This window comes from Nonomuraea sp. NPDC049714 (assembly GCF_044465295.1).
GTDB lineage: Bacteria > Actinomycetota > Actinomycetes > Streptosporangiales > Streptosporangiaceae > Nonomuraea.
The window spans coordinates 299,257-324,874 of the sequence record NZ_JBITLM010000007.1; the positions used below are offsets into that span (position 1 = coordinate 299,257).

At 71.9% G+C, this 25,618-nt stretch carries 22 protein-coding genes; 7 read left to right on the top strand and 15 right to left on the bottom strand.

Going from position 1 to position 25,618, the window contains the following annotated elements:
* Positions 1–15: 15 nt before the first annotated feature.
* The 6 genes from ACIBQX_RS27555 to ACIBQX_RS27580 all read right to left on the bottom strand — a co-directional run bounded on the left by ACIBQX_RS27555 (position 16) and on the right by ACIBQX_RS27580 (position 8,915).
* Positions 16–714, bottom strand: coding sequence for an ABC transporter ATP-binding protein (locus tag ACIBQX_RS27555; RefSeq protein ID WP_397009361.1), 699 nt, complete (start codon positions 712–714; stop codon positions 16–18).
* Entirely contained in the window at positions 704–1,627 is a 924-nt protein-coding gene (locus tag ACIBQX_RS27560; protein WP_397009363.1) for an ABC transporter ATP-binding protein, read from the bottom strand. The genes ACIBQX_RS27555 and ACIBQX_RS27560 overlap by 11 nt, the downstream gene beginning before the upstream one ends.
* On the bottom strand, positions 1,624–4,227 hold the full coding sequence (locus ACIBQX_RS27565; protein ID WP_397009365.1) for an FtsX-like permease family protein: 2,604 nt from the start codon (positions 4,225–4,227) through the stop codon (positions 1,624–1,626). Before ACIBQX_RS27565 ends, ACIBQX_RS27560 begins: the two co-directional genes overlap by 4 nt.
* The gene (locus tag ACIBQX_RS27570) at positions 4,224–7,328 is read right to left on the bottom strand and encodes an FtsX-like permease family protein (RefSeq protein WP_397009367.1); all 3,105 of its coding nucleotides are present in this window, start codon (positions 7,326–7,328) and stop codon (positions 4,224–4,226) included. Before ACIBQX_RS27570 ends, ACIBQX_RS27565 begins: the two co-directional genes overlap by 4 nt.
* Before the next feature lie 193 nt (positions 7,329–7,521).
* On the bottom strand, positions 7,522–7,791 hold the full coding sequence (rpsT, locus tag ACIBQX_RS27575; RefSeq protein ID WP_397009369.1) for a 30S ribosomal protein S20: 270 nt from the start codon (positions 7,789–7,791) through the stop codon (positions 7,522–7,524).
* Between the two features lie 131 nt (positions 7,792–7,922).
* Entirely contained in the window at positions 7,923–8,915 is a 993-nt protein-coding gene (locus tag ACIBQX_RS27580; RefSeq protein ID WP_397009371.1) for a hypothetical protein, read from the bottom strand.
* Between the two features lie 14 nt (positions 8,916–8,929).
* Between ACIBQX_RS27580 and lepA the strand changes: the two genes are divergently transcribed.
* The gene (lepA, locus tag ACIBQX_RS27585) at positions 8,930–10,801 is read left to right on the top strand and encodes a translation elongation factor 4 (RefSeq protein ID WP_397009373.1); all 1,872 of its coding nucleotides are present in this window, start codon (positions 8,930–8,932) and stop codon (positions 10,799–10,801) included.
* A 23-nt stretch (positions 10,802–10,824) separates the two neighbouring features.
* On the opposite strand, the gene ACIBQX_RS27590 is transcribed toward lepA, so the two are convergent.
* Positions 10,825–12,324 (bottom strand): DUF6297 family protein, encoded by a 1,500-nt coding sequence (locus tag ACIBQX_RS27590; RefSeq protein ID WP_397009375.1) that lies wholly within the window; start codon positions 12,322–12,324, stop codon positions 10,825–10,827.
* 64 nt (positions 12,325–12,388) lie between these two features.
* Positions 12,389–13,018: an ATP-binding cassette domain-containing protein gene (locus tag ACIBQX_RS27595; protein WP_397009377.1), complete on the bottom strand. Its 630-nt coding sequence runs from the start codon at positions 13,016–13,018 to the stop codon at positions 12,389–12,391.
* Between the two features lie 190 nt (positions 13,019–13,208).
* Here ACIBQX_RS27595 and ACIBQX_RS27600 point away from each other — a divergent pair, with 190 nt between their 5' ends.
* Positions 13,209–13,520: a hypothetical protein gene (locus ACIBQX_RS27600; protein ID WP_397009379.1), complete on the top strand. Its 312-nt coding sequence runs from the start codon at positions 13,209–13,211 to the stop codon at positions 13,518–13,520.
* 158 nt (positions 13,521–13,678) lie between these two features.
* On the opposite strand, the gene ACIBQX_RS27605 is transcribed toward ACIBQX_RS27600, so the two are convergent.
* Positions 13,679–14,935 carry a glycoside hydrolase family 18 protein gene (locus ACIBQX_RS27605; protein ID WP_397009381.1) on the bottom strand — a complete coding sequence of 419 codons (1,257 nt, stop codon included), beginning with the start codon at positions 14,933–14,935 and terminating at the stop codon, positions 13,679–13,681.
* A 108-nt stretch (positions 14,936–15,043) separates the two neighbouring features.
* On the opposite strand from ACIBQX_RS27605, the gene hemW reads away from it, so the two are divergent.
* On the top strand, positions 15,044–16,264 hold the full coding sequence (gene hemW, locus ACIBQX_RS27610; RefSeq protein WP_397009383.1) for a radical SAM family heme chaperone HemW: 1,221 nt from the start codon (positions 15,044–15,046) through the stop codon (positions 16,262–16,264).
* Here hemW and ACIBQX_RS27615 read toward each other — a convergent pair.
* From ACIBQX_RS27615 to ACIBQX_RS27625, 3 genes are read right to left on the bottom strand one after another with little or no spacing between them, the layout of a single operon-like run.
* Positions 16,257–17,090, bottom strand: a complete 834-nt coding sequence (locus tag ACIBQX_RS27615) for a DUF4870 domain-containing protein (RefSeq protein WP_397009385.1) — start codon at positions 17,088–17,090, stop codon at positions 16,257–16,259. The genes hemW and ACIBQX_RS27615 overlap by 8 nt on opposite strands.
* Entirely contained in the window at positions 17,087–17,896 is an 810-nt protein-coding gene (locus ACIBQX_RS27620) for a DUF3097 domain-containing protein (protein ID WP_397009387.1), read from the bottom strand. Before ACIBQX_RS27620 ends, ACIBQX_RS27615 begins: the two co-directional genes overlap by 4 nt.
* Before the next feature lie 18 nt (positions 17,897–17,914).
* Positions 17,915–18,775 carry a hypothetical protein gene (locus tag ACIBQX_RS27625; RefSeq protein WP_397009389.1) on the bottom strand — a complete coding sequence of 287 codons (861 nt, stop codon included), beginning with the start codon at positions 18,773–18,775 and terminating at the stop codon, positions 17,915–17,917.
* A gap of 154 nt (positions 18,776–18,929) precedes the next feature.
* On the opposite strand from ACIBQX_RS27625, the gene hrcA reads away from it, so the two are divergent.
* Together hrcA and dnaJ are read left to right on the top strand one after the other, a co-directional pair.
* Complete coding sequence (hrcA, locus tag ACIBQX_RS27630) at positions 18,930–19,949, top strand: heat-inducible transcriptional repressor HrcA (protein ID WP_397009391.1); 1,020 nt, start codon at positions 18,930–18,932, stop codon at positions 19,947–19,949.
* 11 nt (positions 19,950–19,960) lie between these two features.
* On the top strand, positions 19,961–21,100 hold the full coding sequence (gene dnaJ / locus ACIBQX_RS27635) for a molecular chaperone DnaJ (protein WP_397009393.1): 1,140 nt from the start codon (positions 19,961–19,963) through the stop codon (positions 21,098–21,100).
* Here dnaJ and ACIBQX_RS27640 read toward each other — a convergent pair.
* On the bottom strand, positions 21,087–22,967 hold the full coding sequence (locus tag ACIBQX_RS27640) for a nitrate- and nitrite sensing domain-containing protein (protein ID WP_397009395.1): 1,881 nt from the start codon (positions 22,965–22,967) through the stop codon (positions 21,087–21,089). The two genes, dnaJ and ACIBQX_RS27640, sit on opposite strands and share 14 nt — an antisense overlap.
* Before the next feature lie 108 nt (positions 22,968–23,075).
* Between ACIBQX_RS27640 and ACIBQX_RS27645 the strand changes: the two genes are divergently transcribed.
* Complete coding sequence (locus ACIBQX_RS27645; protein WP_397009397.1) at positions 23,076–23,801, top strand: 16S rRNA (uracil(1498)-N(3))-methyltransferase; 726 nt, start codon at positions 23,076–23,078, stop codon at positions 23,799–23,801.
* Positions 23,802–23,810: 9 nt separating this feature from the next.
* Here the strand turns inward: ACIBQX_RS27645 and ACIBQX_RS27650 are convergent, their stop codons facing one another.
* Positions 23,811–24,467, bottom strand: coding sequence for a hypothetical protein (locus ACIBQX_RS27650; RefSeq protein WP_397009399.1), 657 nt, complete (start codon positions 24,465–24,467; stop codon positions 23,811–23,813).
* A complete protein-coding gene (locus tag ACIBQX_RS27655; RefSeq protein ID WP_189145064.1) occupies positions 24,464–24,976 on the bottom strand; it encodes a SigE family RNA polymerase sigma factor in 513 nt (170 codons plus the stop codon). The genes ACIBQX_RS27650 and ACIBQX_RS27655 overlap by 4 nt, the downstream gene beginning before the upstream one ends.
* 271 nt (positions 24,977–25,247) lie before the next feature.
* Here ACIBQX_RS27655 and ACIBQX_RS27660 point away from each other — a divergent pair, with 271 nt between their 5' ends.
* Positions 25,248–25,592, top strand: coding sequence for an HIT domain-containing protein (locus ACIBQX_RS27660; RefSeq protein WP_397009401.1), 345 nt, complete (start codon positions 25,248–25,250; stop codon positions 25,590–25,592).
* Positions 25,593–25,618 lie beyond the last annotated feature (26 nt).

The window sequence follows — 25,618 nt, forward strand, 5'->3', positions numbered from 1 at the left end:
CAGCCGCCTCGGGGGTCAGGTCTCCTGCAGGGCGGTCTCGCGCAGGACGCCGTCGCCGATCTCCAGGACCCGGTCCGCGAGTGTGATCAGGTTCGGGTCGTGGGTGGCGACCAGGGCGGTGACGCCCTCGCTGCGGACCAGGGCTCTCAGCAGGTGCATGATCTGTCGTCCGGTCTGTGAGTCGAGTTGCCCGGTCGGCTCGTCGGCGATGAGCAGGCGGGGACGGTTGGCGAGCGCGCGGGCGATGGCGACGCGCTGCCGCTGGCCGCCGGACAGCTCGTAGGGACGCTGATTCACGTGCTGCTCCAGGCCGACGAGGGAGAGCAGCATGCGGACGCGTTTGTCCCGTTCCGGCACGGGCGTGCGCGCCAGCCGCATGGGGACGCCGACGTTCTCGGCCGCCGACAGCACCGGGATGAGCCCGAACGACTGGAACACGAACCCCACCACGTCGCGCCGCAGCGCCAGCAGGTCGTTCTCCGCCATCGCGGTCACCTCGTGCCCGGCCACGAGCACCCGCCCGGCATCAGGCTTGTCCAGCCCGCCGATCTGGTTGAGCAGGGTGGTCTTGCCCGATCCGGACCGTCCCCGGATGGCGATCAGCTCGCCGGGGAACGCCTCGAAGGACACCTCCCTCAGGGCGACGACCTCCTGCGGGCCGCTGCGGTAGACCTTGCGCAGTCCTTCGACGACGACCAGGGGCTCACTGCTCATCGGAGGGCTCCTCTCGTGCCGGCCATACCCCGATATGGTCGGCTTCCAGCTCAAGGCGTACGCGGCGTTCCATGTCGAGGGCGTTCATGAAGTCGCGGGGGAGCTGGAGCCTGCCGACGCGGTCGAGCACGGCGTACTCCTCGGCGATGATCTGACCCTCGGCGTCCTCGCGTCTGAGCGTCTCGCTGCTGGTCCGCCCGTCACGGATGCCGACCGTGCGGTCCACCTGCTCCGACACCAGGGGGTCGTGGGTGACGACGACCACGGTCACGCCCAGCTCCCTGTTGGCCTTGCGCAACGCGTCGAACACCTCCTCCGACGTCTCGCTGTCGAGCTCGCCGGTCGGCTCGTCGGCGAGGATGAGCTGCGGCGAGTTGGCCAGCGCGACCGCGATGGCGACGCGCTGCTGCTCGCCTCCGGACATCTCGGGCGCCTTCCGGCCGGCGCAGTAGCCGACGCCCAGCAGCTCCAGCAGCTCCGCCGCCCGGCCCCGGCGGGCCTTGCCCGCGAGCTTCATGGGCAGCTCGACGTTCTCCCGCGCCGACAGGTAGGGCAGCAGGTTGCGCGCGGTCTGCTGCCAGATGAATCCGACCACCTCGCGCCGGTAACGCAGCCGGTCCTTGGCGGTCATCGCGAGCAGGTCCATGCCCGCCACCTTGGCCAGCCCGGCGGTGGGGACGTCGAGCCCGGACAGCACGTTCAGCAGCGTCGACTTCCCCGAGCCGGACGCGCCCACGATGGCGAGCAGCTCGCCCTTCTGGACGAGCAGGTCGAGCCCCTGCAAGGCGACCACCTCCACGCCCTCGGTCTTGTAGATGCGCACCAGGTTGTCGCAGACGATGTGCGCGTCGCCGCCGAAGGCGGCCTTGCGCTCGCCGGCCTGCGCCTCCAGTTCGGACAGGGTCGGGTTCAAGTCAGGTCACCCACTCTGAGTACGGCGCCGAGGCTGCGGCGGCGGCTGATGGCGGTGTGCGCGTAGGCGCCGAGCACGGCGACGACCGCGAGCCCGGCGGCCAGCGCGGTCGGCGTGACCAGGTCGAGCTCGTAGTCGCCGACGGGCAGGCCGCCCGCGTAGGCGGACAGGTCGACGCCGGGCCCGAGCGCGGCGGGCAGACCCAGGCCGAGTGCGAGGCCGGCCAGTGCGGTGACGACGATCATCGGGAGGATCTCCAGCACGGTCAGCCGCTCGGCCTGCCGGTCGGACAGGCCGAGGGTGCGCAGGAACGACAGGGCCTTGGCCCGGTCAGCGGCGCCGATCACCAGCGTGATGACGACCGCGACCAGCGCGTAGCCGGCCAGCGCGACCGTCACCACGAGGAGCGTTCCGCTCACGGTGCTGGTCAGCGGGTCGTGCTGGATGGCGGCCAGCGCCCCGGCCCGGGACTCGACCCGGCCCTGCGGGACCACCCGCGCCAGCGCGGTCTCCTGGGCGTCGCCGCTGATCAGCAGAGTGTTGACCACCGGCCGCTGGTTGACGTCGAACGGCACGACGATGAACTTGCCCTCGGTGAAGAAGCCGGGCAGCGCCGGGATCACGCCCTGGGTGGTGATCCGCAGCCGTGACTGCCAGCCGATCTCGAACGTGCCGCGCCCGTGCAGCTCCTGCGAGACCAGCGCCGGGATGCCGGAGGAGGCGGCGGGCACCGAGGGCAGGCTGATCGGCGTGCCCGTGAGCAGCTCCCGCCACCGCGCCAGGTCGACCGCGATGATCTCGGCCCGTTCGGCCGTGTGGCCGACCTGCACCGTGGCGGTCTGCGCGGGCACCACCCGCGTCACGCCGGGCACCTGGCGGACGCGCTCGACCACGTCGGCGGGCAGCTCACGCTCGGACGTGATCTTGACGGGCGCGCCCACGCTCTGCCACGCCGCCAGCCCCTGGGTGCCGGCGACCCCGCTGGAGATCACCGACGCGAACACCGACACGCCCAGCGCCGGCAGCAGGATCAGCACCGGCAGCACGCTGAACGAACGCGCCCTGGCAGCCCGGGTCAGCCCCAGGAAGGGCACCGCCGGCCGCGTCCGGGCCGTCAGCCGTACGAGAAGCCGAAGAGGGTACGGATAGCAGCGCATGGTGATCAGCGCGGCGGCCAGCGTGAGCGCGAGCGGCACCAGCAGCAGGAACGGATCCTGCCCGTCCTGCGCCACCTGGGTGGTGAGCCCGCGCGTGCGCAGCAGGTACGCCCCGGCCAGCGCGAGGCCGATGACCAGCACCTCCAGGGTGATCCGCCGGGCGGAGGGGCGGGCGGCCACCACGTCGTCGCGCCGCTCGTGCAGCGGGGCCCGGTGCGTGACGGCCACCCGTGCGGCGGCGAACGCGACCGCCGTGCCGACCACCACGACCGGCCCCAGGTGCACGAGCGGCAGCATCGGGCCGGGGAAGAGGTACGACAGCGCGTATCCGGCCAGGGCGCCGGGCGCGACGGCGAGCCCGGTCAGTCCGGCGGCGGCCCCCGCCACCTGCGGCAACGAGCCGCCACGCGCCCGCGTCAGGGTGAGCCCGTGGTCCATCCGCTCGGTCAGGAGCCGCACGGCCAGCACGATCACGCCGAGCGAGACCACCAGCAGCCCGCCGAGCACCAGGAACATGATGGTCTGCGCGGTGGCGAGCGCGGTCCGGAACTCGCCGAGCAGCGTCGGCAGCCCGGTGGACAGCGTGCTTCCGGCGTAGACGCCGGGCTGCAGCCTCATCAGCCGCTCGAACTCGTCCACCGCGGCGTCGTAACCGGGGACGTCGAGCGCGCCGGCCGAGCGGTGGTCGATCGGCAGGACCCACTGGTAGGAGAGGTTGCGGTCATCGCCGGAGAGCCTGGTCAGGGCGGCGTCGGGGATCAGCGCGGTGGTGTACCACTCCAGGTCCAGTTTGCCGGTCTGCTGCACCTGGCGGACGTTCAGGATGTCGCCGTTGTGGCTCCAGTAGCGATCGGCGGCGTCCTTGGCCCTGAAGATACCGACGATCTTGATGGCGGCGTAGTCGCTCTCACCGAGGATCTTCGTCTCGCCGAGGCCGAGCCCCATCCTGTCCCGGGCCTCGCCCACGACGCCGACCTCGAAGAGCGGGATGGTCGTCCCGCGCCAGCGCATCTGGCTCACCTCGCGCGGCGCCCTGCCCTCGACCCAGTCGACCCGCCGGTCGCCGTCGGACAGCCAGCCGAGGTTGACGAACGTCCGCCCGCCCGATGCGTACACCGGCGTGTTGTAGGTCTTGGCGCTGGCGTGGCCGGCGGGCGCGAGCAGGCCGTTGAGCGGCGCGGGCACGAGCGTGCGCAGCCGCTCGTCCTGCACCTGGAACAGGGCCGGCTCGCGCAGGTCCTGGTCGCCGCCGTTGGATCTCAGGACCGCGGTCAGGTCCGCGTGCTGGGCGGGCGCGGTGGCCAGTGACTCGCGCAGTGCCTGGTCGAAGGCCGCCTGCATCACTCTCGGCAGGCCCGACACGAGCAGGCACGCGCTCAGCGTGAGCAGGAGCAGGACGGCCACCGCGCCGAGATGCACCCGGGCGAGCAGCAGAAGCCTCACTGGGACTCTCCCATCCGCAGCACCTGACCGGGCTCCTGTCCGGGCCCCTGTCCGCGCAGGCTGCGCGCCAGCCCGGCGACGATGGCGAACAGCACGGCGGCGACCAGCGCCAGCATGACCGCCGTCGCCGCCCACGGGATGTCGAGCAGCACGCCGGGTGTCACGGCCGACGCCTGCCCGGTCAGCACGATGTGCGGGACCACCAGGCCGCCCACGACGGCGGCGAGCGCGGTGCCCGCGACCAGGGACAGGCCGATGACGAACGCCTGCTCGACGGCGAGCAGCCCGAACATCTGCCTGAAGCTGACGCCGAGCGCGCGCAGGATGGTGAACTCGGCCATCCGCTCGCGGGCCGCCACGGCGGCGTTGACGACGAAGCCGAGGACGGCGAAGAACAGCGCGGCCGCGAAGCCGAGGATCAGCGCGCCCTGCAGGCCGCTCGCCAGCGGGTCGTCGCGCAGCTCCGTGGCGAGCCGGCGCTGGTCGACGGCGGTGACGTCCCACTCCGGGTTGCGCTTGAGCGCCGCGTGGGCGGGGCCGGTGTCACCGCCTTCGCTCGCGAGCCACCATTCGGTGGCGGGCCGGGGCGGCTGCCCCGCCGCCTGCCCGTGGGCCTGCAGCGCGGCCCAGTCGGCGAGGACGGCGGGCCGGCCGGGCTCCGTGGTGGGCATCTGGTCGACGATCCCGGCCACCTTGACGTCGATGACCCGGCGGTCGAGGTTGATCTGCCCGGTCTGACCGACCGTGAGCTTGTTCGCGGCGGCGAGATCCGCGGTCAGGACCACCGGCAGGGGGCCGGGCGCGGGGAGCGGGGCGAAGGCGGCCACGACCGGATGGGCGCCCGTCGCCCGTAGCGTGACCTCGGGCGCGCCGAGGTCACGGCCGTCGGCGCTCAGGCGGGTCAGCCTGACGTTCACCGCGCCTTTCTCCGGCGGGGTGGCGACGAAGCCGCGGACCGAGAGCGGGTAGGTGATCTTCCCGCTCCGGCCCGCCGGCGCCTTGAGGTCCACGCCGAGCCGGTCCGCACCGCGCGCGGTCAGCGGCAGCTCGCGCCAGACGCCGAGCGCGTCGGAGATCTGTACGCGCAACGGCAGCTCACGGTCCAGATGAGCCTCCACCGTGAGCGTCGCGGGCTCGCCGGGCAGCTCCAGCGCGCCGGCGCCGGCGCGGCTCGCGCCCAGCGCGCGGGCCATCTCGTCCACGGACCGCGCCGACAGGTCGGGACGCAGCTGGAAGATCCGCGTCAGCTTGCCGGCGTCCAGGCCGAGCAGGGTGGCGGTGTCGCCGCCGACGTCGGCCTGGCCCCGGAAGGCGGGCGAGGCGGCCGTGACGCCCGGCAGCGCCGCGAACGCGCTGCCCCGGCCGAACGTGCCCAGCTCCGGCCCGTCAGGCGGACCGGACAGCCGCAGGTCCGCGCCCGCCTGATGGCGTGCCTGGTCGAGCTGGGAGGTGCGCCAGGTGGAGGCCGTCGCCATGGACACGATGCCGATCGCGATCGCCATGGTCAGCAGCAGCGCGGGCCCGGCGTACCGGAGCGGGCGCCTGCTCACCTGCCACGCGCCGAGCGCGGGCGCCAGGCTCGGCCGCCTCGTGGTGAGCCGCTCGGCCAGCCTGGAGATGCGCGGGACCAGCCGCAGGCCCAGCATGCCGCCGGTGAGCAGCGCCAGCGCGGGCCCGGAGACGATGAGCGGGTCGATGCCGAGGGCGCCGCCCGCGGTGCCGGTGACGGGCGCCCCGTAGTGCCGCAGCTGCCAGATGGCCAGCGCCGCCACCACCAGCAGCGCGACGTCGGCGCCCGCCCGCTCCATCAGGCCGCGCCCGCCGCCGCGACCGCGCGAGGTCTGCTCCTCGACATAGGTACGGCGAGCACCGGTCAGGGCGGGCAGCATGAGCAGCACGGCCGAGGCCAGCGCCACCGCGATCGAGACCAGGAACGTGCCCAGATCCGCCGCCGGCGCGAGCCGGACGCCGGAGGCATCGATCCACGGCAGCGCATGGACCAGCGAGAGCAGCGGCGGCGCGAGGAACGGCGCGGCGACCGCGCACGGGACGGCCACCAGCAGCGCCTCACCGCCCGCCAGCGTGGCCAGGCTCAGCGTGCCCGCGCCGCGCGAGCGCAGCAGCGCGACCTCCATCCGCCGGTGGTCGGCGAGCAGCCGGGCGGTCAGCATGAGCGCGTACGTCGCCAGCAGCAGCAGTTGCAGCACCGGGATCAGCATGGTGGAGCGGGCCACCAGGGAGGCGGTGTCGAGCTGGGTGAGCATGTCCGGCAGGCGCGTGACGGAGGTGCAGGCCGGGCAGCCGTTCGCCTTGAGCGCCTCGGGCAGCTCGGCCACCCCGGCGGCCAGCGGGCGCAGCCCTTCGGGCGTCAGCTTCCGCAGGTCGGGGACGGCGGTCCAGGTGGCGCTGACGTTCGTGGCGAAGCGGGCCAGGAACGTCTCGCGCGCCACCGTCAGCGGGCCGTACGTGGTGAACTCGCCCGTCTCGACGCCCCGGCCGAGCAGTTGCTCACCGGCCCACCGGTCGCCGAACGGGTCGTCGAGCTGGAAGACCCCGGTGATGCGGACCTTGACCGGCCGGCGGTCGAGGCGGCCTTCGACGGTGATCTCCCGGCCGGTCTCGAACCCGGCCGCCGACGCCGCGGACAGGGAGATCACGGCCTCGACAGTGTCGCCTGGGCCTGTGGTGGGGCGTGGCCAGGCGCCGGAGATCAGCCTGGCGTGCTCGCCGAGGTCGTCGTAGCTGCCGAACCTGAGCAGCTCCGGCACCTCGCGGCGCTCCTGGCCGGGCATCACGTACGAGTCGGAGCGGAAGCTCGTGGAGATCTCGGCGGCGGCGCCGGTGAAGGCCGCGGCCACCTGGGATCGCACGGCCCGGTCCCGATCCTGGAACGTCTCGGCCGTCACGGGGGCGCCGACGGTGACGGCCACCTGGCTCAGCGGCGCGGTCTCCATCGTCCGGCGCACTCCCGCCTCGGCGATGGAGGAGGCGTACATCGTCAGCGCGACCAGGGTGGTGGTGGCGAGCAGGATCGAGCAGAACGCCGCCAGCAGGAGCAACGGCTCGCTGAACGCCCGCTTGACGACCAACGGCCCCCGCATGCGACCCCCTTCACCCCGATACTCGAACCATCGGGGAGGGAAGCCGGAGAGGGCAAGGAGATCGTTTCAACGGAGACGCAGCCGATACGCTGCGGCGATGCGCACGTGATATCGAAATCGTGACAAAGTCACCAAGTCCAGACAGCAGAAAACGCCGCACCCGGATGGGGGTGCGGCGCTCCGGTGAGCAGACCTACTTGGCGGAGAGCGCCGCGGCCTGCTTGGCGATCGCCGACTTGCGGTTGGCGGCCTGGTTCTTGTGGATGACGCCCTTGCTGGCTGCCTTGTCGAGCTCGCGGGACGCGGCGCGCTGCAGCGTCGCGGCCTGCTCAAGGTCGCCCTGCTCGGCAGCCTCGCGGAACTTGCGGACAGCGGTCTTCAGCGAAGACTTGACATGCTTGTTGCGCAGACGGGCCTTTTCGTTCTGCCTGTTGCGCTTGATCTGGGACTTGATGTTCGCCACGAAGAAGCCTCGGTGAAAGTCTGGGTGATGGATGGGCGCGCGGGCTCGATGAGAGGGCGCGCCACACGCAAGTGAACAGAGTATCAATAACCCGGGAGGCTGCTCAAATCAACGCCCAGGGTTGTGGCCTTTCAGGATAGCCACCCGGCGGAGTATTCCTGCCAGTCCTGCTCGGTCGCGGCGAAATCCACGTAGAGCGCCAGGCCGAACCGCTCGCGCCTGCCGTGGTCCGACAGGGCCAGCTTGGCGCCCTGGGCCGCCAGGGCGACGCTCTCGGCCGCGTCGCTCCAGGGGACGCCGTGGTCGTGGTAGGCCGGGGCGCCGATGACGACGCTCTTGGCCTCCGGGACCAGGTCGAGGGCGAGCGCCGCCTGCCGTACGACGTGGCCGCCGTAGAGGCTCTGCAGGGGCATGCCGGAGTCGTAGGACATGACGGCCACCTGGTCGACGCGGTCGACGACCTGCTTGAAGTAGCCCTGGGACCAGTACTTGTCGTGGTCGATCGCGGCTCTGGCGGCCACGCGCATCAGTGGGTACGGCTCGATCTGCGGGGTCGACGTGGACAGCAGGCTCGTGTGCTGCCTGGTCAGGTCGAGCAGGTCGAGGAAGTCGGTGTCGCCGTCGCTCAGGGGCTCGAAGTTGTAGTGGATGCCGTCGTAGCCGGTCTTCATGATGGCGGCGACGCCGTTCAGGATGTTCTGACGGGCCTTCGGGTCGGTCATGTCGAGTCGTCCGTGGTCCACCTTCTGGCCGAGCCAGGCGGAGACGCGGGTGCCGGGTAGCTCTTTCTTCACCCATTTGACGAAATTTCCGGCGTTGGGGTATTTGGCTGGATCTAAGCGGCCATCCATCGTGAACGGGCCGGAGTGGACGTACAGGTCCTTGATGCCTGTGGGGCGGAGGCGGGCCGCCAGGCGCGCCACGTCCTGCTCGGTGCGGCGGCCGTCGACCCACATGTGACCCAGCCACAGGGCGTCATTGCCGGTGCTCTTCGCCCAGCCCTCCGGCGCGCCGGTAAACTGAAGGCGGAACGCGCCGGCGATGACGACGACCAGCGCGACCAGGACGGCCAAGGCAAGCGCGAGGACGCGCAGGCCACGGCGGATGACGGTTCGGGCAATCACCCGGGCATGTCACCATGAAAGACTGCTCGACCTCAACCCTGTCGAAATGGACTTCGGTGCGCACTCAGCCTGGCCAGACCGACCCCGCGTTGATCCGCAACTTCTGCATCATCGCGCACATCGACCACGGCAAGTCGACCCTTGCCGACCGGATGCTGCAGATCACCGGGGTGGTGGACGACCGCTCCATGCGCGCTCAGTATCTCGACAGGATGGACATCGAGCGCGAGCGCGGCATCACGATCAAGTCGCAGGCCGTGCGGCTGCCCTGGGACGGGCACGTGCTCAACATGATCGACACCCCCGGCCACGTCGACTTCACCTACGAGGTGTCCCGGTCGCTGCAGGCGTGCGAGGGCGCGATCCTGCTGGTCGACGCCGCCCAGGGCATCGAGGCGCAGACGCTGGCCAACCTCTACCTGGCGATGAACAACGACCTGCACATCATCCCGGTGCTCAACAAGATCGACCTGCCCGCGGCACAGCCGGAGAAGTTCGCCGAGGAGCTGGCCGGCCTGATCGGCTGCGACCCGTCCGACGTGCTGCGGGTGTCGGGCAAGACCGGCGTGGGCGTGCGCGAGCTGCTCGACCACGTGGTCCAGACCGTTCCGCCGCCCATCGGCGACGCCGAGGCGCCCGCCCGCGCGCTGATCTTCGACTCCGTCTACGACACCTACCGGGGCGTCGTGACCTACCTTCGGGTGATCGACGGCCACCTGGGCAAGCGCGAGCGCATCCTCATGATGTCCACCAAGGCCGCGCACGAGACGCTGGAGATCGGCGTCATCTCGCCCGAGCCCAAGCCGTCCGACCTGGGGCTGGGCGTCGGCGAGGTCGGCTACCTCATCAGCGGCGTCAAGGACGTCCGGCAGTCGCGGGTCGGCGACACCGTGACCACGGTCGTCAAGCCCGCCGAGGAGATGCTGGCCGGCTACGACCATCCCCGCCCGATGGTGTTCTCCGGCCTGTACCCGATCGACGGCGACCAATATCCCGAGCTGCGCGAGGCGCTCGACAAGCTCCAGCTCAACGACGCCTCCCTCATCTACGAGCCGGAGACCTCGGCCGCGCTCGGGTTCGGCTTCCGGGTCGGCTTCCTGGGCCTGCTGCACATGGAGATCATCCGTGAGCGGCTGGAGCGGGAGTTCGACCTGACGCTGATCTCCACCGCGCCCAACGTCGTCTACCGGGTGGTCATGGAGGACGGCAGCGAGCTGACCGTCACCAACCCGTCGGAGTTCCCCACCGGCGGCAAGATCGCACAGGTCTTCGAGCCGGTCACCAAGTCGACGATCCTGGCCCCGGCCGAGTTCATCGGCGTGATCATGGAGATCTGCCAGGGCAGGCGCGGTCAGCTCCTCGGCATGGACTACCTGTCGGAGGACCGCGTCGAGATCCGCTACACGCTGCCGCTCGGCGAGATCATCTTCGACTTCTTCGACCAGCTCAAGTCCCGCACCCGAGGCTATGCCTCGCTGGACTACGAGCCCGCCGGCGAGCAGGAGTCCGAGCTGGTCAAGGTGGACATCCTGCTGCAGGGTGAGGCGGTCGACGCCTTCAGCGCCATCGTGCACAAGGACAAGGCCTACGCCTACGGCGTCGACATGGCCAAGAAGCTGCGCGAGCTGATCCCCAGGCAGCAGTTCGAGGTGCCGATCCAGGCCGCGATCGGAGCCCGCGTCATCGCCCGCGAGAACATCCGCGCCATCCGCAAGGACGTCCTGGCCAAGTGCTACGGCGGCGACATCTCCCGCAAGCGCAAGCTGCTGGAGAAGCAGAAGGAAGGCAAGAAGCGGATGAAGATGGTCGGTCGCGTCGAGGTGCCCCAGGAGGCCTTCGTCGCCGCCCTGTCGACCGACGGCGGCGCCGACAAGGCCAAGAAGTAGTTCCTTCCCGGCGCCGGGGGTGCCTACCGGGGCCGGGCCGGGCGGGCGCGCAGTACGTACGTGACGAGCACGGCGGCGCCTGTCACCGCCTGCGCGGCCAGCAGGGCGGCGAGGCCGGCGGGCGGCGCCGTCAGGGCCACGAAGGCGGGTAGACAGCCGACCAGCGCCAGATCGACCCCGGTGAGCGCCCAGAGCACCGGTCCGGTCGGGATCGCGCCGCCCGGAGTGTCGATGACGGGCATCGCATGGTCGACCGGCGCCCTCCTGGCCATCCTCAGGGCCGCCGCCGCCAGCACGGGGGCGGCCAGCGGCCCGAACAGCCACAGCGCGCCCACGCCTGCGGGCTGGACCAACCCTGCGGCCGCCAGCGCCGTCGCGATCCAGAGGCCGCTGAGCAGCGCGGGCAGCAGGGCCCGCGCCAGCACGGCCGGACGCGTCCCCACACCGAGCAGCCGGGCCAGCGCCGGATTGTCCTGGTCCCTGCGCGTGCCGGACACGCCGGTGGCGGCCACCGCCAGCCCTCCCGCCAGTACGGTCACCCCCACCAGGGCGCTGCCACCGCCCGCCTGCGCGAGCACGGCGGGCAGCGCGGCGCAGGCGGCCACCACCGCCAGCCGCCCCGGACGGCGCGCGAGCCGGACCCAGTCCAGCCACGCCATGGCGAGCGGCGCGGGCATCGACGGCCAGCGGGCCGAGCGCAGCTTGCGGCCCCGCCAGTGGTTGTCCTCGGCGATCCAGGCCAGCGCGCCGGGATCCAGCACCGCCGCCGCCGTCGCCACATGCCCGGCCCTCGTGGAGGCGGCCAGCAGGGACCTGGCGGGAATCCGGCCGAGCATCGTCCACGCACGCCGTACCAGAAGAGCGGCGAACAGCGCCGCGCCCGACGCGGCGGCGGCCACCGCCGTCACCGGCGCACCCGCGACGGCGGCGAGCGGCGCGCGCACCGGCCCGAACGCCGCGGCCACGGCCACGACCAGGAGCACCACCAGCGCCACCGACAGCCACGCGTGCCACGTCTGGGACGCCTGGCCGAGCACGGCCAGCGCCATCCCTCCCGCGCTCGCGGAGACGCCCAGCACCAGCGCGCCGACGAGCCGCCACCCGAGCTGGTCGGGCGCGCCCAGCACGGCCACCAGGCCCAGCCCCAGCAGGCCGCCCGCCACCAGCGCGACCAGCGCCAGGACCCGCGCCGAGCGGCCCAGCACACTTCGCCGATCCAGCGGCGTCAGCACCAGCCACGCCGCGTCGGACGCGGGGAGCGTGACCGGCCCCAGGGCCCGCGCCGCGGCCAGGCCCACCGCCAGCGACAGCGCCAGCAGCGCCACCCCCGCTCCCATCCGGGTCAGATCCGCCTGACCGGCGAGCCCCTCCACCGCACCCGAGAGGGGCCGGCCCAGCACCGCCGCCAGCAGCGCCAGCATGAACCCGGAGGTGTAGCGGTCGCTCAGGCTGGGGGAGACACGCCGCCGCGACCGGACGAATGCCCGCACCTCGCGCACGGAGCCGAGAGGGTGAGCGCTCATGTGGCCTTCCTCGTGGTGTGGGGGTGTCGACTGGCGGTGTTCGGTGTCATGCGCGTGCGTGCCGTCATGCGGTCAGCCGGCCGCCGGTAGGGGTGACCTGGCGGGCGCGCGCGGCGAGTGCGGTGTCGTGGGTGGCCATGACGACGGTGCCGCCTCCGGCGGTGTACTCCTCCAGCAGTACGGCCAGCCGCTCGCGGAAGGCGGCGTCCAGGCCGCGTTCCGGCTCGTCCAGCAGCAGGAGCTCGCTGGGCCGCAGCAGCGCGGTGGCGAGGAGCAGGCGCTGGCGCTGGCCCGTGGACAGGTTCAGCGGCGGCGCGTCGGCGCGCACGGCCAGGTCGAACAGCTCCAGCGCGGCGTCCACGGTCAGGCGCGGTCCGGCGTGCACCGTGTGCGTGAGCTCCAGGTGCTCGCGGGCGGTGAGGCCCGGATACCAGGCCGGCTCCTCACTCACCAGCGTCGCCCGCCGCCAGAAGGCCGGCTCGTCTACAGGCGGCGCGCCGAAGACCTCCACCGTGCCGCCGGTGGCGGGCAGGAGCCCGGCCAGGCAGCGGAGGAGGGTCGACTTGCCCGATCCGTTGGGGCCGACCACGGCGACCAGCTCTGCGGGGGCGACGGTCAGGTCCAGGTCGCGCAGGACCGGGTTGCCGCCGAGCTCCACGGAGAGACCTCTGACAGAGATGGTCATGTCGTGCATGTCCCGAGCCTAGCCACCTCACCGAGGCGGCAGGGGCTGCTGTCCGTCGGGCCACCTCGTCGGGGCGGCAGGGGTCGCGGTCCGCCGGGCCACCTCGTCGGGGAGGCCGGGATCGCCGTCGGCGCCGGGGATTCTGTCGGTGGCGGCGGCTAGCTTTTGAACCCGAACACCTGTGCGACTGGAGGGTGACATGATTGCTGCTGAGCGATTCGAGCGTGCCGCTGTTCTGGGGGTCGCCGTGGCGGAGGAGGCGCGGCGGTTGATCCGGCTGCATCTGATGCCCGCCGAGGTGGGGGCGGACGGGAAGGTCGTGGTGGACGTCCCGATGCCCGACGCCGCCGTGGTGACGGCCCTGCTCGACGTGGCGGCGGACTGTTTCGGCGAGCGGGGAGGGTCGGTCGAGGAGGCGCGCCAGGCGGCCCTGGAGACGCTCTTACAACTCGCCGACTTCGACACCGACTCCCAGCTCAACGCCTCCCCGCTGAACGCCACGCCCCCGTAGGGGCTGGGCCTCGCGCGGACACTGGCGCGTGCGTGTCCGCGCGAGGAGCGACGGGTCCTCAACAGGAGTGCTGGGCCGTCAGGGGGCGCGACGGGCCAACAGCGGGTGTGCCGGGGCCCGCAGCGGGTGTGGGGCGGGCCGTCAGCGGGAGTGCCGGCTCATCTCAGGACCGCGTGGAGGGCCGAGGTCAGGGAGGCTCGGGAGTCGTCCTGGTCGATGGACCACATCATCGCGCCGCCCAGGCCCTTGAGCCGGATGTACGCCGCCTTCTGCAGCAGCACCGCCGGGTCGTCGTAGGACCAGAACTCGTTGCCGTCGTACAACCACATCGTGCCGGTGCGCAGGTCGCGGTGGCGCTTGCCGGGCTTGGTCACCAGGTCCTTGTAGTCCTCGACGCCCGCTGCCCACTTGCCGGGGGCAGGGCCGGTGGCCGGCCGGTACAAACCGTTGCCGCCGGCCGTGACGCCGGTCCAGCCCTGCCCGTACGCGGGGACGCCGATGACGAGCTTGCGGGCCGGGGCACCGCGCTCACGATAGTCGCGGACGGTCTGGTCGACGCTGTAGCGGACCTCGTTGGGGTCGCGGCGGTCGGTGAACAGGTTGCCGTTGTGCCCGGTCCGGGTCTCCCAGCTGCCGCGCAGGTCGTACCCCTGGATGGTGGCGAAGTCGAGCTGCCTGAAGACGCGCCGCACCTCGAAACCGGAGTCGATCTTGGCAGCGGCGGCGGGGAGGAAGGCGGTGAGCTGCGCCTCGGCGGAGAACGCCGTGAGCTGGGCGCGGAGTTCTTCGACGAAGAGGGTGAAGTTGCGCTTGTCCTCGGGCCGGATGATGTTGCCTTCGGCGCCGGCCGACCCCGGCCACTCCCAGTCCAGGTCGATGCCGTCGAACACGCCCGCGCCCGCGCCCGGTTCGAGGCCGGGGAGGTTGCCGCGCAGCCACAGGTCGACGCAGGACCGGGCGAGTTCGGCGCGGGACTCGGGGGTGAGCACGGCGTCGGAGAAGTACTTCGAGCCGGTCCAGCCGCCGAGCGAGATGAGGGCCTTGAGCCCGGGGTGCTTGGCCTTGAGCTTGCGCAGCTGGTTGAGGTTGCCGTTGAGCGCCTGACCGGGCTCGTCGGCCACGCCGTCCACGCTCTGCTCGGCCGGGACGGGCCGCTGCCAGTCGGCCCAGGGGTCGGCCGAGTAGCAGGCGCCTTCGGGGTTGACGAAGCCGAAGGCGTAGTTGATGTGGGTGAGCTTGGCGGCGGCGCCGCTGGTGTCCATGTCCTTGACGTGGTAGTTGCGGGCGTACACACCCCACTGGATGAAGTAGGCGACCCGTTTGAAGCGGTCGTGCGTGCTCGTATCGGCCTGGGCGGGCAGCGGGACCGCCGTGAGGCCGAGTAACAGGGAGAGGGCGATGAGGATCTTCTTCACGGGGGGCGCCTCCCGGGGAGCATGAATTTATAGGAAACTTTCTTATAAGTTGTCCGGATCGTAGGGCCACGGGATCGGGCAGTCAATGGCAGCGGGCACACTGGTAGCGTGCCCTCCACGTTGCCTGACGGCGATCCCGCGCCCGCCTCCGGCGAGCTGCCCGACAGTGCCCTGCTCGGTCTCGGTGAGCGGCCGTTCGGCTTCTATGTGCACGTCCCGTTCTGCGTGACCCGCTGCGGCTACTGCGACTTCAACACCTACACCGCCACCGAGCTCGGCCCCGGCGCCTCCCAGCGCGACTACGCCGACACCGCCATCGAGGAGGTACGCCTCGCGCGGCGGGTCCTCGGTGACGTGGACCTTCCGGTCGAGACGGTGTTCTTCGGCGGCGGCACGCCGACACTGCTGCCGGCCGAGGACCTGTCCCGGATCCTGGCGGCCATCGACGCCGAGTTCGGGCTGAAGGCCGGCGCGGAGGTGACCACGGAGGCCAATCCCGAGTCCGTCGACCAGCGCTACCTGGAGCGACTCCGCGAAGGCGGCTTCAACCGGGTCAGCTTCGGCATGCAGAGCGCCCGCGAGCACGTGCTGAAGGTGCTCGACCGCCAGCACACGCCGGGCCGGGCCGCCCAGGCCGTGCTGGAGGCGCGCAAGGCCGGGTTCGAGCACGTCAACCTCGACCTGATCTACAGCACGCCGGGGGAGTCCGACGACGACTGGCGCGCCTCGCTGGCCGCCGCCGTCGCCGCCGAGCCCGACCACGTCTCGGCCTACTCACTGATCGTCGAGGAGGGCACCCGGCTGTCGGCCAGGATCCGCCGGGGCGAGCTGCCGATGCCCGACGACGACGTCGCCGCCGACCGCTACCTGATCGCCGACACGATGCTGGCCGAGGCCGGTTTCCGCTGGTACGAAGTGTCCAACTGGGCCACCTCGGACGAGGCGCGCTGCCGCCACAACCTGCTCTACTGGACCGGCGGCGACTGGTGGGCCGTCGGCCCCGGCGCGCACAGCCACGTCGGCGGCACCCGCTGGTGGAACGTCAAACATCCCGCCCCGTACGCTCAGCGCCTGGCCGAGGGCGTCTCACCCGCCCACGCGCGCGAGGAGCTGACCGGCGAGGACCGCGACACCGAGCGGCTGATGCTGGAGCTCAGGCTCGACACCGGCTACCCGCTCGCCGACGTCGCGCCCGCCGCCCGTCCGCGCGTCGCCTCGGCCCTGGCCGACGGGCTGCTGGAGGTCGAGGCGTTCAAGGCCGGCCGGATGGTGCTCACCCTGCGCGGACGGCTGCTGGCCGACGCCCTGGTACGCGACCTGCTCAGCTGATCAGGCGGATGCAGATGGGATAGCGGTAGTTCTCGCCCCGGTTGGCGGAGATGGCGGCCTGGATCTGGAAGATCAGCGCCACGATCCAGACGACCGGGAGCAGCACGATGCCGATGACCACGATCGTCAGGATGCCGGTGATCATGTAGGCGGCGAACGCGGTGATCTGGAAGTTGAGCGCCTCGGCGGCCTGGTCCCTGACATAGGGGGACTCGTCCTTCTTGACCAGGTAGAGGATCAGCGGGCCGACCCACGAGACCAACAGGCCGAGCAGGTGGGCCATCATGGCCATCGTGTTGTCGTCGGTGCCGGGGCGGGGACCGTACCGTCCGGGCACGTACGGCTCCTGGCGGCCGTGCGGCGCCGCGTAGCCGTACGGCGGCGGCTGCTGTCCAGGCGGCGGCTGACCGTAGCCGTACGGCGGCTGCTGACCGTACGGAGGCTGCTGGCCATAGCCGTACGGTGGCGGCTCGTAACCAGGCGGGGGCTGCTGGCCGTAGGACGGCGGTGGCTCGTAACCAGGCGGCGGAGGTGGCCCACCGTAGCCTGGCTGGGGTCCTTGCACGGGCTGGGAGCCAGGCTGAGTGCCATACTGCAGGCCATGCTCCGGGCCCGAATGAGGGCGGAACTGTGGCCCGGACTGTGGCCCGGACTGAGGGCCTCGCGCCTGCGGCCCGGACCCCGTGCCGGACCCCGTGCCGGGGTCGGGGGTCGGTTGGGGGCCCGAGTCGGGCTGCGGGGCCGGGGGTTGGGCGCCGGGGACGTCGGAGGCGGTGATGCGGCGCGTCGCGTCGTCGTCCGGCGGGGGCTGCGGATCGTGGCTCATGGTGTCTCCGTAACGAAGTCGATCAGTTCCTCGACCCGGCCGAGCAGCTCGGGCTCCAGATCGGCGAAGCTTGAGACGGAGCCCAGGATGCGCCGCCACGCGTCGGCCGGCTCCACGCGCCAGCCCAGCGCGGCGATCACACCTTCCTTCCAGGGGACCCCGCGCGGCACGTCCGGCCAGGCCGGGATGCCGACAGAGGACGGCTTGACCGCCTGCCAGATGTCGATGTACGGGTGGCCGACCACGAGCACGTCCGGGGAGGTCACCCGGGCGGCGATGCGGCTCTCCTTGGAGCCGGGCACCAGGTGGTCGACCAGCACGCCGAGCCGCCGGCCCGGCTCGGGCGCGAACTCCTCGACGATCTCCGGCAGGTCGTCCACGCCTTCGAGATACTCGACCACGACGCCCTCCACCCGAAGGTCGTGGCCCCAGATCTTCTCCACCAGGGCGGCGTCGTGCACCCCTTCGACGTAGATGCGGCTCTGCCGGGCCACCCTGGCCCGCAGCCCCTCCACGGCGATCGAGCCGGAGGCGCTGCGCCTCGGGGCACCGTCGGGCACCGCCTGTGGCCGTACCAGCGTCACGACCTTGCCCTCCAGCAGGAACGCGGCGGGGTCGAGCGGGAACAGCCGGCGCTTGCCGAAACGGTCCTCCAGCGTGACCGCCTCCTTGTCGCAGGCGACCACCGCGCCGCAGAAGCCGCTGTCGGCGTCCTCCACGACCAGATCGCGCTCGGCCGGCACCTTCGGGATCTTGCCCCGGCCCGGACGCCGCCAGTTTCCCGCTAGAACATCACCCTCGTACACACGGGGGACCGTAGCAAATCACGCGCTGACCGCAAGGCGCTTACGCTGGCTGCTGCGGCGCATCAGGACCACGATCGTCACGATGATCGCGGCCAGGATGCCGACTCCAGGGACGGCCACCAGCACGACCACCCCGCCCAGGGCGCCGCCCACGGCGCTTGAGATGTCCCGGCCGACACCGAACCGCGCGCTCGCGCCCTCCGTGACGGTGCAGGTGACCTGGTAGTCACCTGCGGAGGGTGCGTCGATCCGCAGGATCTGCTGCCACTTCGTGCCGTTCACCGTGAGGGTTTGGACGCCGGAGACGGGCAGGAGCTTCGCCCTGTTGGCGATCTGGCACTCGTAGCGCACCCGCGTGCGGCTGGTGAGGTAGAGCACTGGGCTCTGGGCCGGGTCGAGGGCGACGGTGACTCGCTCGCCGGCGGCGAACGTCCTGGTCGGCGCGACGTTGTCGACGCTGCTGAGCAAACCGCTGACGAAGAGGATGACGCCCGCGGCGATGCACAGGGCGGCGACGCCCCAGGAGACGCCGATCCACCGCAGTTGCGGCCTGAGGGTCTTCGAGTTCACTCCCGGCCCGGACCCCGGCGGGTACTGCTGGCCGAACTGCGGTTGCTTGCCGTACTGGCCGAACTGCGGCTGCTGGCCGTACTGCGGGGGTGGGGCTTGTGGGTACTGCGGCGGCTGGGCCCGTGGGTCGAAGGGCTGCCCCTGCGGGGGCCGGCCCTGCTGGTCGAAGGGAGGCGCCTGGCCGTACTGCTGCTGGACGTACTGCTGCGGCGGGCCGTACGGGGGTGGTTGTCCCTGGGGTGTCTCCCCCGGGGAATGCCCGGGCTCTGACGGGGGACCATATGACTGAGGGTGTGAATTGTCCGTCACGTTACAAGTGTGACGGGTGTGGTCGACGTTGCGCCAGCAGCCTGGGGCCCACGGCGTTATCGCACCTTGTGAGTGAGAGCCGTACACTTGGCACTCGGGAACACAGAGTGCTAGACCTGTCGTTTCCCGGAAGGCAGCGGTAGGAGGTGCTCACGTGCTCGACGATCGTAAACTCGCGGTGCTCCGCGCCATTGTCGAAGACTACGTGTCGACCAACGAACCGGTGGGCTCCAAAGCGCTGGCGGAGCGCCACAACCTGAAGGTCTCCCCGGCGACGGTCAGGAACGACATGGCCGCGCTGGAGGAGGAGGGCTACATCACCCAGCCGCACACCAGCGCCGGCCGGGTGCCGACGGACAAGGGATACCGCCTGTTCGTCGACAGGCTCTCGCAGATCAAGCCGTTGTCCGGAGCCGAGCGCAGGGCCATCGAGACCTTCCTGGCCGGCGCGGTGGACCTGGACGACGTGGTGACCCGCACGGTGCGGCTGCTCGCGCAGCTCACCAGGCAGGTCGCGGTGGTGCAGTATCCGACGCTCACCCGCTCCACGGTGCGGCACGTCGAGCTGGTCCAGCTCGCCGAGCGGCGCGTCATGCTCGTGCTGATCACCAACACCGGCCGCGTCGAGCAGCGCGTGATCGAGCTGCCCGAAGTGGTGGAGGACACCCGCATCGCGCACCTGCGCGCGGTGCTCAACAGTTGCCTGGACGGCTGCGGGCTGGGCAATGTGCCCGACCTGGTGGCCGACCTGCCCGAGCGGCTGCCGGCCGAGGATCGGCCCGTCGTGGCCACGATCCTGTCGGTGCTGCTCGAAACGCTCGTCGAACGCCACGACGAGAAGATCGTCTTCGCCGGCGCGGCCAACCTCGCGGGGGCCGGCTTCAGCGTCGGGCTGCGCGACGTGCTCGAGGCGCTGGAGGAGCAGGTCGTGCTCATGCGGCTGCTCGGCGAGACGTCCACAGACACACCGTCCGCTCTCACCGTGCGCATCGGATCAGAGAACGCCTACACCGGACTAGTGGGCACGTCCATCGTCGCCACGGGATACGGTTCAGGCGACAACCAACTGGCTCGGCTCGGCGTGCTGGGCCCCACGAGGATGGACTACCCCGTGACGATGGGCGCCGTGCGCGCGGTGGCACGCTACGTCAGCCAGATCCTGGCTGCATCTTAAGAGGTCGATAAGTGGCAAACAGCGACTACTACGCCACCCTCGGGGTGCGCCGTGACGCCAGTCAGGACGAGATCAAGAAGGCTTACCGCCGGCTGGCTCGCGAGCTGCACCCTGACGTGAATCCCGATCCCGCCACCCAGGAGCGGTTCAAGGAGATCACGCAGGCCTACGAGGTGCTGTCGGATCCGAGCAAGCGCCAGATGTACGACCTGGGCGGCGACCCGTTCGGCGGCGCGGGCGCGGCGGCCGGGGCCGGCGGTTTCGGCGCGGGGTTCCCGTTCAGCGACATCATGGACGCCTTCTTCGGCAACGCGGCCGGCGCGCGCGGTCCGCGCTCGCGTGCCCGCAGGGGTCGCAACGCGACCATCCGGGTCGAGCTCGACCTGCGCGAGACCGCGTTCGGCACCACCCGCGAGCTGGTCGTCGACACCGCCGTGCTGTGCGAGGTGTGCCAGGGCGCGGGCGCGTCCCCGGGCACCCACCCCGACACCTGTGACATGTGCAACGGGCGCGGCGAGATCAGTCAGGTCACCCGGTCGTTCCTGGGCCAGGTCATGACCTCGCGGCCGTGCCCGCAGTGCGGCGGTTTCGGGAGCATCATCCGCAACCCGTGCCAGGAGTGCTCCGGCGACGGCCGGGTGCGCACCCGCCGCACGATCAAGGTGCGCATCCCCGCGGGCGTCGAGGACGGCACCCACATCCAGCTCGCCGGCGAGGGCGAGGTCGGCCCCGGCGGCGGCCCGCCCGGAGACCTGTTCCTGGAGATCGTCGAGCGCCCGCACGAGATCTACGAGCGGCGCGGCGACGACCTTCACTGCACCGTCCAGATCCCGATGACGGCCGCCGCACTCGGCACCATCCTCACCGTCGAGACCCTCGACGGCGCCGAGGAGATCGACGTCCGGCCGGGCACCCAGTCGGGTCAGGTCATCACCATGTACGGGCGCGGCGTGCAGCGGCTCAACGAGACGGGCCGCGGCGACCTGCTCATCCACGTCAACGTCGAGACGCCGCACCGCCTCGACACCGCTCAGGAGGAGCTGCTGCGCGAGCTGGCCAAGCTGCGCGGCGAGGAGCGCCCGCCGGGCAAGTTCGCCCCGGGCCAGCAGGGTTTCTTCTCGCGGCTGCGCGACGCCTTCAACGGGCGCTGACGCCGCCGAGCAGCTCTGGCGGTTGCTCCGGTCGCGGTGGCGACGGCCGCACCGCCAGCAGCTCCTCGGGCAGCGCCACCCGCGCGGTGACGCCGCAGCGCAGCGACTCGTGCAACCACACCCGGACGCCGAGCCGTTCGGCCAGCCTGCCCACCACGTGGTGGCCCAGGCAGCGGGTGGGGGGCACCAGGAAGCTCTCCGCGCCGCGCAGCCGGGCGTTGGCCGTGGCCAGCTCCTCGGCGGTCATGCCGATGCCGTGGTCGGTGATGGTGATCCGGCACTCGCCCTCGTCCGCGCGTGCCCACACCTCCACCTTCGAATCGGGCGGCGAGTAGGTCAGCGCGTTCTCCACCAGCTCGGCCAGCAGGTGGGCGACCTCCGCCACGACCGCGCCCCTGACCGGCGCGCCGTCCACGACGCGCAGCGTCACCCGGTGATGGTCCTCGACCTCGGTCAGGGCCAGGCGCAGCACGTCCGCCACCGGTACGGGCTCCGACGAGCGGCGCGCCCCCCGCTTGCCGGCCAGGACCAGCAGGCTCTCGGCGTTGCGGCGCATCCGGCTCGTCAGGCGGTCCAGCTCGCAGAGCCTGGCCAGCGTGGCGGGGTCGGACTCGTTGTGCTGCAGCACGCTGATGAAGCTCAGCTGGCGGTGTGCCAGGTTGCGGTGGCGTACGCCGAGGTCCACCAACGACTCGGTGGCGACGCGCCGCAGGGCCGTGTGCTCGGCAGCCAGTCGTACGGCGCTGCGGTGCAGGTCACCGAGCGCGCCGGCCACCTCCGCGAACTCGTCGGCGTGGCGGCCCGGTCCCGGCTCCTGGAGACGCGCCGCGAGGGCGTGGTCCGGGGTGTCGTCGCCGTGCTCCTGGACGACCCGGGAGACCTGGTCGGCCAGCGTGTCGGCCAGCGCGCCGGCATGGTCCGAGAGCCGCCGCAGGGGCCGCAGCACCGAACGCCAGGCGAGCACGCCCAGCACGGGCATGCCGAGCACGAGCAGCGCGGCCAGGGCACCCAGCATGACCAGGTGCCGGGTGGCCTGTTCCACGGCGGCCAGCGCCGGAGCGCGCACCTCTTCGGCCACCGATCGCTGCACGCTCCGCAGGGCGTCGTCGTAGCCGATGGTGGCGTGGTGCCAGGCGCGCGGGCTCGCCGACAGCGGCGCGCCGCCGGAGCCGTCGACGGCCTGCCTCTCCATGGCGGCGAGCCTGGGGGTATGGCTCTGCTGGGCGCGGGCCAGCGCCGCCCGGCCCGCCGGGGTCGCCAGGCGCTCGAACCTGGCGAACGCGTCCGCCTTGACCGCCCGGACCTGGAGCAGGCCGAGATGCCCCGCCGAGGTGAACGACCCGGCCGTGAACGCCGCGGTCACGAGGGCGCGCTCCTGACTGGTCGCCTCCTTGGCCCTGCTGATGGCCTCCAGCGCCTGCATGCCCCCCGGCCGGGCGGCGAAGGTGGCGTCCAGGAGGGCCGAGATCGCGCCGGTGTAGGCGGTGAAGGCCTCCTGCGCCGTGGCGGAACGGGCCTTCCGGATGTCCGCGAGCGCCGTGCGCAGGCCCGGCGTGGCGGCGTCGAGCCGGGCCCTGGCCCGGTCCGTGGCACGGCGTTCGGTGTCCAGGTCGGCCGCGAACCGGTCATCGCCGGCCAGCACGCCCAGCGCCAGGCCGCGCTCCCGCTGGAGCGCGTGGACCAGCTCCTGCGCGGCGAGCGCCCGGCCGACGTGACGGACGGTCCCGGCCGCGTCGGCCCTGGCGCTCAGCCGGTCCGTGGCGCCCGCCCCCAGGCCGGCGACCAGCAGGAGCGTCGAGACGGCCAGCGGCAGCGCGAGGCGCGCCCTGACGGGCGGCGGCCAGGGGAGCCGGCGGGAGACTGTCATCGCGCTGACCCCTCGTAAAGTGACTCAGGAAAGTGCGACTGCACGTGACACGATATTGCGCCACGTGTTCGCTCGACTGCATAACGTCAAGAATCTGGAGTGCCTGGGGTGACGGTTCCGGTGTTCCTCGCGGCCGATCTGAGCGGGTCCGAGCTGGTGCTCGACGGTCCTGAAGGGCGGCACGCCGCCGCGGTCCGGCGGCTGCGGGAGGGTGAGCGGATCGACCTGACCGACGGGGCAGGCGGGGTGGCCGAGTGCGTCGTGCGCGAGGTGCTCAAGGACGCGCTCAGACTGGACGTGCTCGCCCGGCACGAGGAGCCGGCGCCGAGCCCCCGGCTGGTGGTCGTCCAGGGCCTGCCGAAGGGCGACAGGGGCGAGCTGGCCGTCGAGATGATGACCGAGGCGGGCGTGGACGTGATCGTGCCCTGGGCGGCCTCGCGGAGCATCACCCAGTGGAAGGGCGACCGGGTCGCCAAGGCGCTGCACCGGTGGCGGTCGACGGCGCGCGAGGCGGGCAAGCAGGCGCGCCGGTTCCACCTGCCCGAGGTGACGGAGCCGGCCTCCACGGCGCGGGTCGAGGCGCTGCTGGCGGACGCGGCGCTGGGGCTGGTGCTGCACGAGGAGGCGGCCGAGCCGCTGTCCCGGGTGGCGCTGCCGGTGGAGGGCGACATCGTCGTGGTGGTGGGGCCCGAGGGCGGCGTCTCGGATCAGGAGCTGGCCGCGTTCCAGGCGGCGAAGGCGGTGCCGGTCCTGCTCGGGCCGACGGTGCTGCGCACCTCGACGGCGGGAGTGGCGGCGGCGGCGGTGCTGCTCGCCCGGACCGGCCGCTGGTGACGGGTCAGCTCAGCTGCCGGGCGTGCCGAGCAGCGGGCTGAGGACGTCCGTCGGCGTGGGGGCCGGGTCGCCGGGAGGGCACTCCTCCATCGGGCACGGCGTGTCCGGCAAGGCCGTCTCGGACATCGTCGGAGTCGGTGACGGGGTGGGCGTCGGCGTGATCGTGGGGCAGTCCGACGGCAGCTCCGCCTGCTCCTCCACGGTCGACGGGCAGGGCGTCGGGGTGGGCGTGGGCTTCGGGGTGGGCGTCGACTTGCTGGTCGACCTGGCCGTCTCCGACGCGGGCTGCGGCGCCGGCGACGTGGCCGGGACGGAGACGATCCCGGGCGGCGGCACGTCCTCGCGGACGGTCGACTTGGGGGACGGCGGCCGGCTGGTCGAGGACTTGGCCGGCGGTGTGCTGCTCGAAGTGCTGCGCACCTCCTGGTAGGGCTGCTCGATCACGCGCTGGCGCAGCTCCGGGACCACCATCACGATGGTGCCCGCCACCAGCAGCGCGCTGGCGGCGGCGGCGCCCGCACGCCACCAGAACAGGTTGCGCACTCCACGCCGCTCGATGCGGGCGCGGATGATCTCCAGTCCTTCCGGCGAGGGTACGACCGCGTCCGCCTCCGCGCGGAGCGCACGGCGAAGGATCTCGCCGTGCTCGTCGGGGGGCTGGGTCATGACATTTTCTCCAGGACGGATCGCAAGGCGGCCATGCCACGTGCGGTGTGGCTCTTGACCGCGCCCTTGCTGATGCCCATGGCGTGGGCGATCTCAGCCTCGGACAGATCACCGTAGTAACGAAGGACCAGTGCCTCTCTCTGACGTGTCGGCAGGGATCTCAGTGCCTCGATGACGGCGGAGCGTTCCAGCTCGCCGATCGCGCCGTTCTCGGCGCTGGGCGCATCGGGCAGTCCCTTGGGCGCGTACTTCTCCACGACCGCGCGGTGACGCAGCACCGAACGGGATCGGTTGACGACGGACTGACGCAGGTAGGCGAGTGCTTTGTCGGGGTCACGCAGTCTGCGCCAGGCGCCATGGATGGCGACGAACGCGTCCTGCACGACTTCCTCCGCGGTTGCCATGTCGCGCACCAGCAACACAGCGAGACGCACCAATGACCGAAAATGCGCACTGTAAAGCGCGGTCACGGCCATGTCGGCATCCCACCCGACCGGCACCGCCCCCATGGACCTGTCGGCCAGGAGGGTTTCGGTGGTCACATCAGTGGGACGCGCGGCCTTGCCTGAGGGTTTACGCTCTTCCGGTTCCTTAGGGGGCATGACCCAGTCGTGTCCTCGCCAGGTGGCCTCGCCCGACCCTGAATCGTGTTTTTTCCTTGAGTGTCGCACACACACCCTAACCGCGCCGATCTTCGGACGCCACGACGGAACGGATTACCGATTCGCAACGCTGATCAGGGGCACAGGGGAATCCGGAGCCTGTCGATAGGGTGACCGGATGACCGACTGCATCTTCTGCAAGATCGCGGCCAAGGAGATCCCGGCCGAGGTCGTCCTGGAGACCGACAGAGCGCTGGCGTTCCGCGACACCAACCCGCAGGCGCCCACCCATGTGCTGGTCATCCCGAAGGCGCATCACGCCGACGCGGCCGCTCTGGCGCAGGCCGACGCCGGGCTCGCCGACGAGGTGCTCAAGACCGCGCACGCGGTGGCCGTCGGTGATGACGTGGCGGGCGCCGGTTACCGGATCGTGTTCAACACCGGTCCCGCCGCCGGGCAGACCGTCTTCCACGTGCACGCCCACGTGCTGGGCGGGCGTGAGCTGACCTGGCCGCCCGGGTGACCTGGGCACGGTGATTTGGGCCCGGA

Excerpts from the sequence above, each read along its gene's own strand:
- ACIBQX_RS27555 (WP_397009361.1), bottom strand. The coding sequence starts at position 714 with ATGAGCAGTGAGCCCCTGGTCGTCGTCGAAGGACTGCGCAAGGTCTAC.
- ACIBQX_RS27570 (WP_397009367.1), bottom strand. The coding sequence starts at position 7,328 with ATGCGGGGGCCGTTGGTCGTCAAGCGGGCGTTCAGCGAGCCGTTGCTC.
- lepA (WP_397009373.1), top strand. The coding sequence starts at position 8,930 with ATGAAAGACTGCTCGACCTCAACCCTGTCGAAATGGACTTCGGTGCGC.
- ACIBQX_RS27590 (WP_397009375.1), bottom strand. The coding sequence starts at position 12,324 with ATGAGCGCTCACCCTCTCGGCTCCGTGCGCGAGGTGCGGGCATTCGTC.
- ACIBQX_RS27595 (WP_397009377.1), bottom strand. The coding sequence starts at position 13,018 with ATGCACGACATGACCATCTCTGTCAGAGGTCTCTCCGTGGAGCTCGGC.
- ACIBQX_RS27600 (WP_397009379.1), top strand. The coding sequence starts at position 13,209 with ATGATTGCTGCTGAGCGATTCGAGCGTGCCGCTGTTCTGGGGGTCGCC.
- ACIBQX_RS27615 (WP_397009385.1), bottom strand. The coding sequence starts at position 17,090 with ATGAGCCACGATCCGCAGCCCCCGCCGGACGACGACGCGACGCGCCGC.
- ACIBQX_RS27640 (WP_397009395.1), bottom strand. The coding sequence starts at position 22,967 with ATGACAGTCTCCCGCCGGCTCCCCTGGCCGCCGCCCGTCAGGGCGCGC.
- ACIBQX_RS27650 (WP_397009399.1), bottom strand. The coding sequence starts at position 24,467 with ATGACCCAGCCCCCCGACGAGCACGGCGAGATCCTTCGCCGTGCGCTC.
- ACIBQX_RS27655 (WP_189145064.1), bottom strand. The coding sequence starts at position 24,976 with ATGGGGGCGGTGCCGGTCGGGTGGGATGCCGACATGGCCGTGACCGCG.
- ACIBQX_RS27660 (WP_397009401.1), top strand. The coding sequence starts at position 25,248 with ATGACCGACTGCATCTTCTGCAAGATCGCGGCCAAGGAGATCCCGGCC.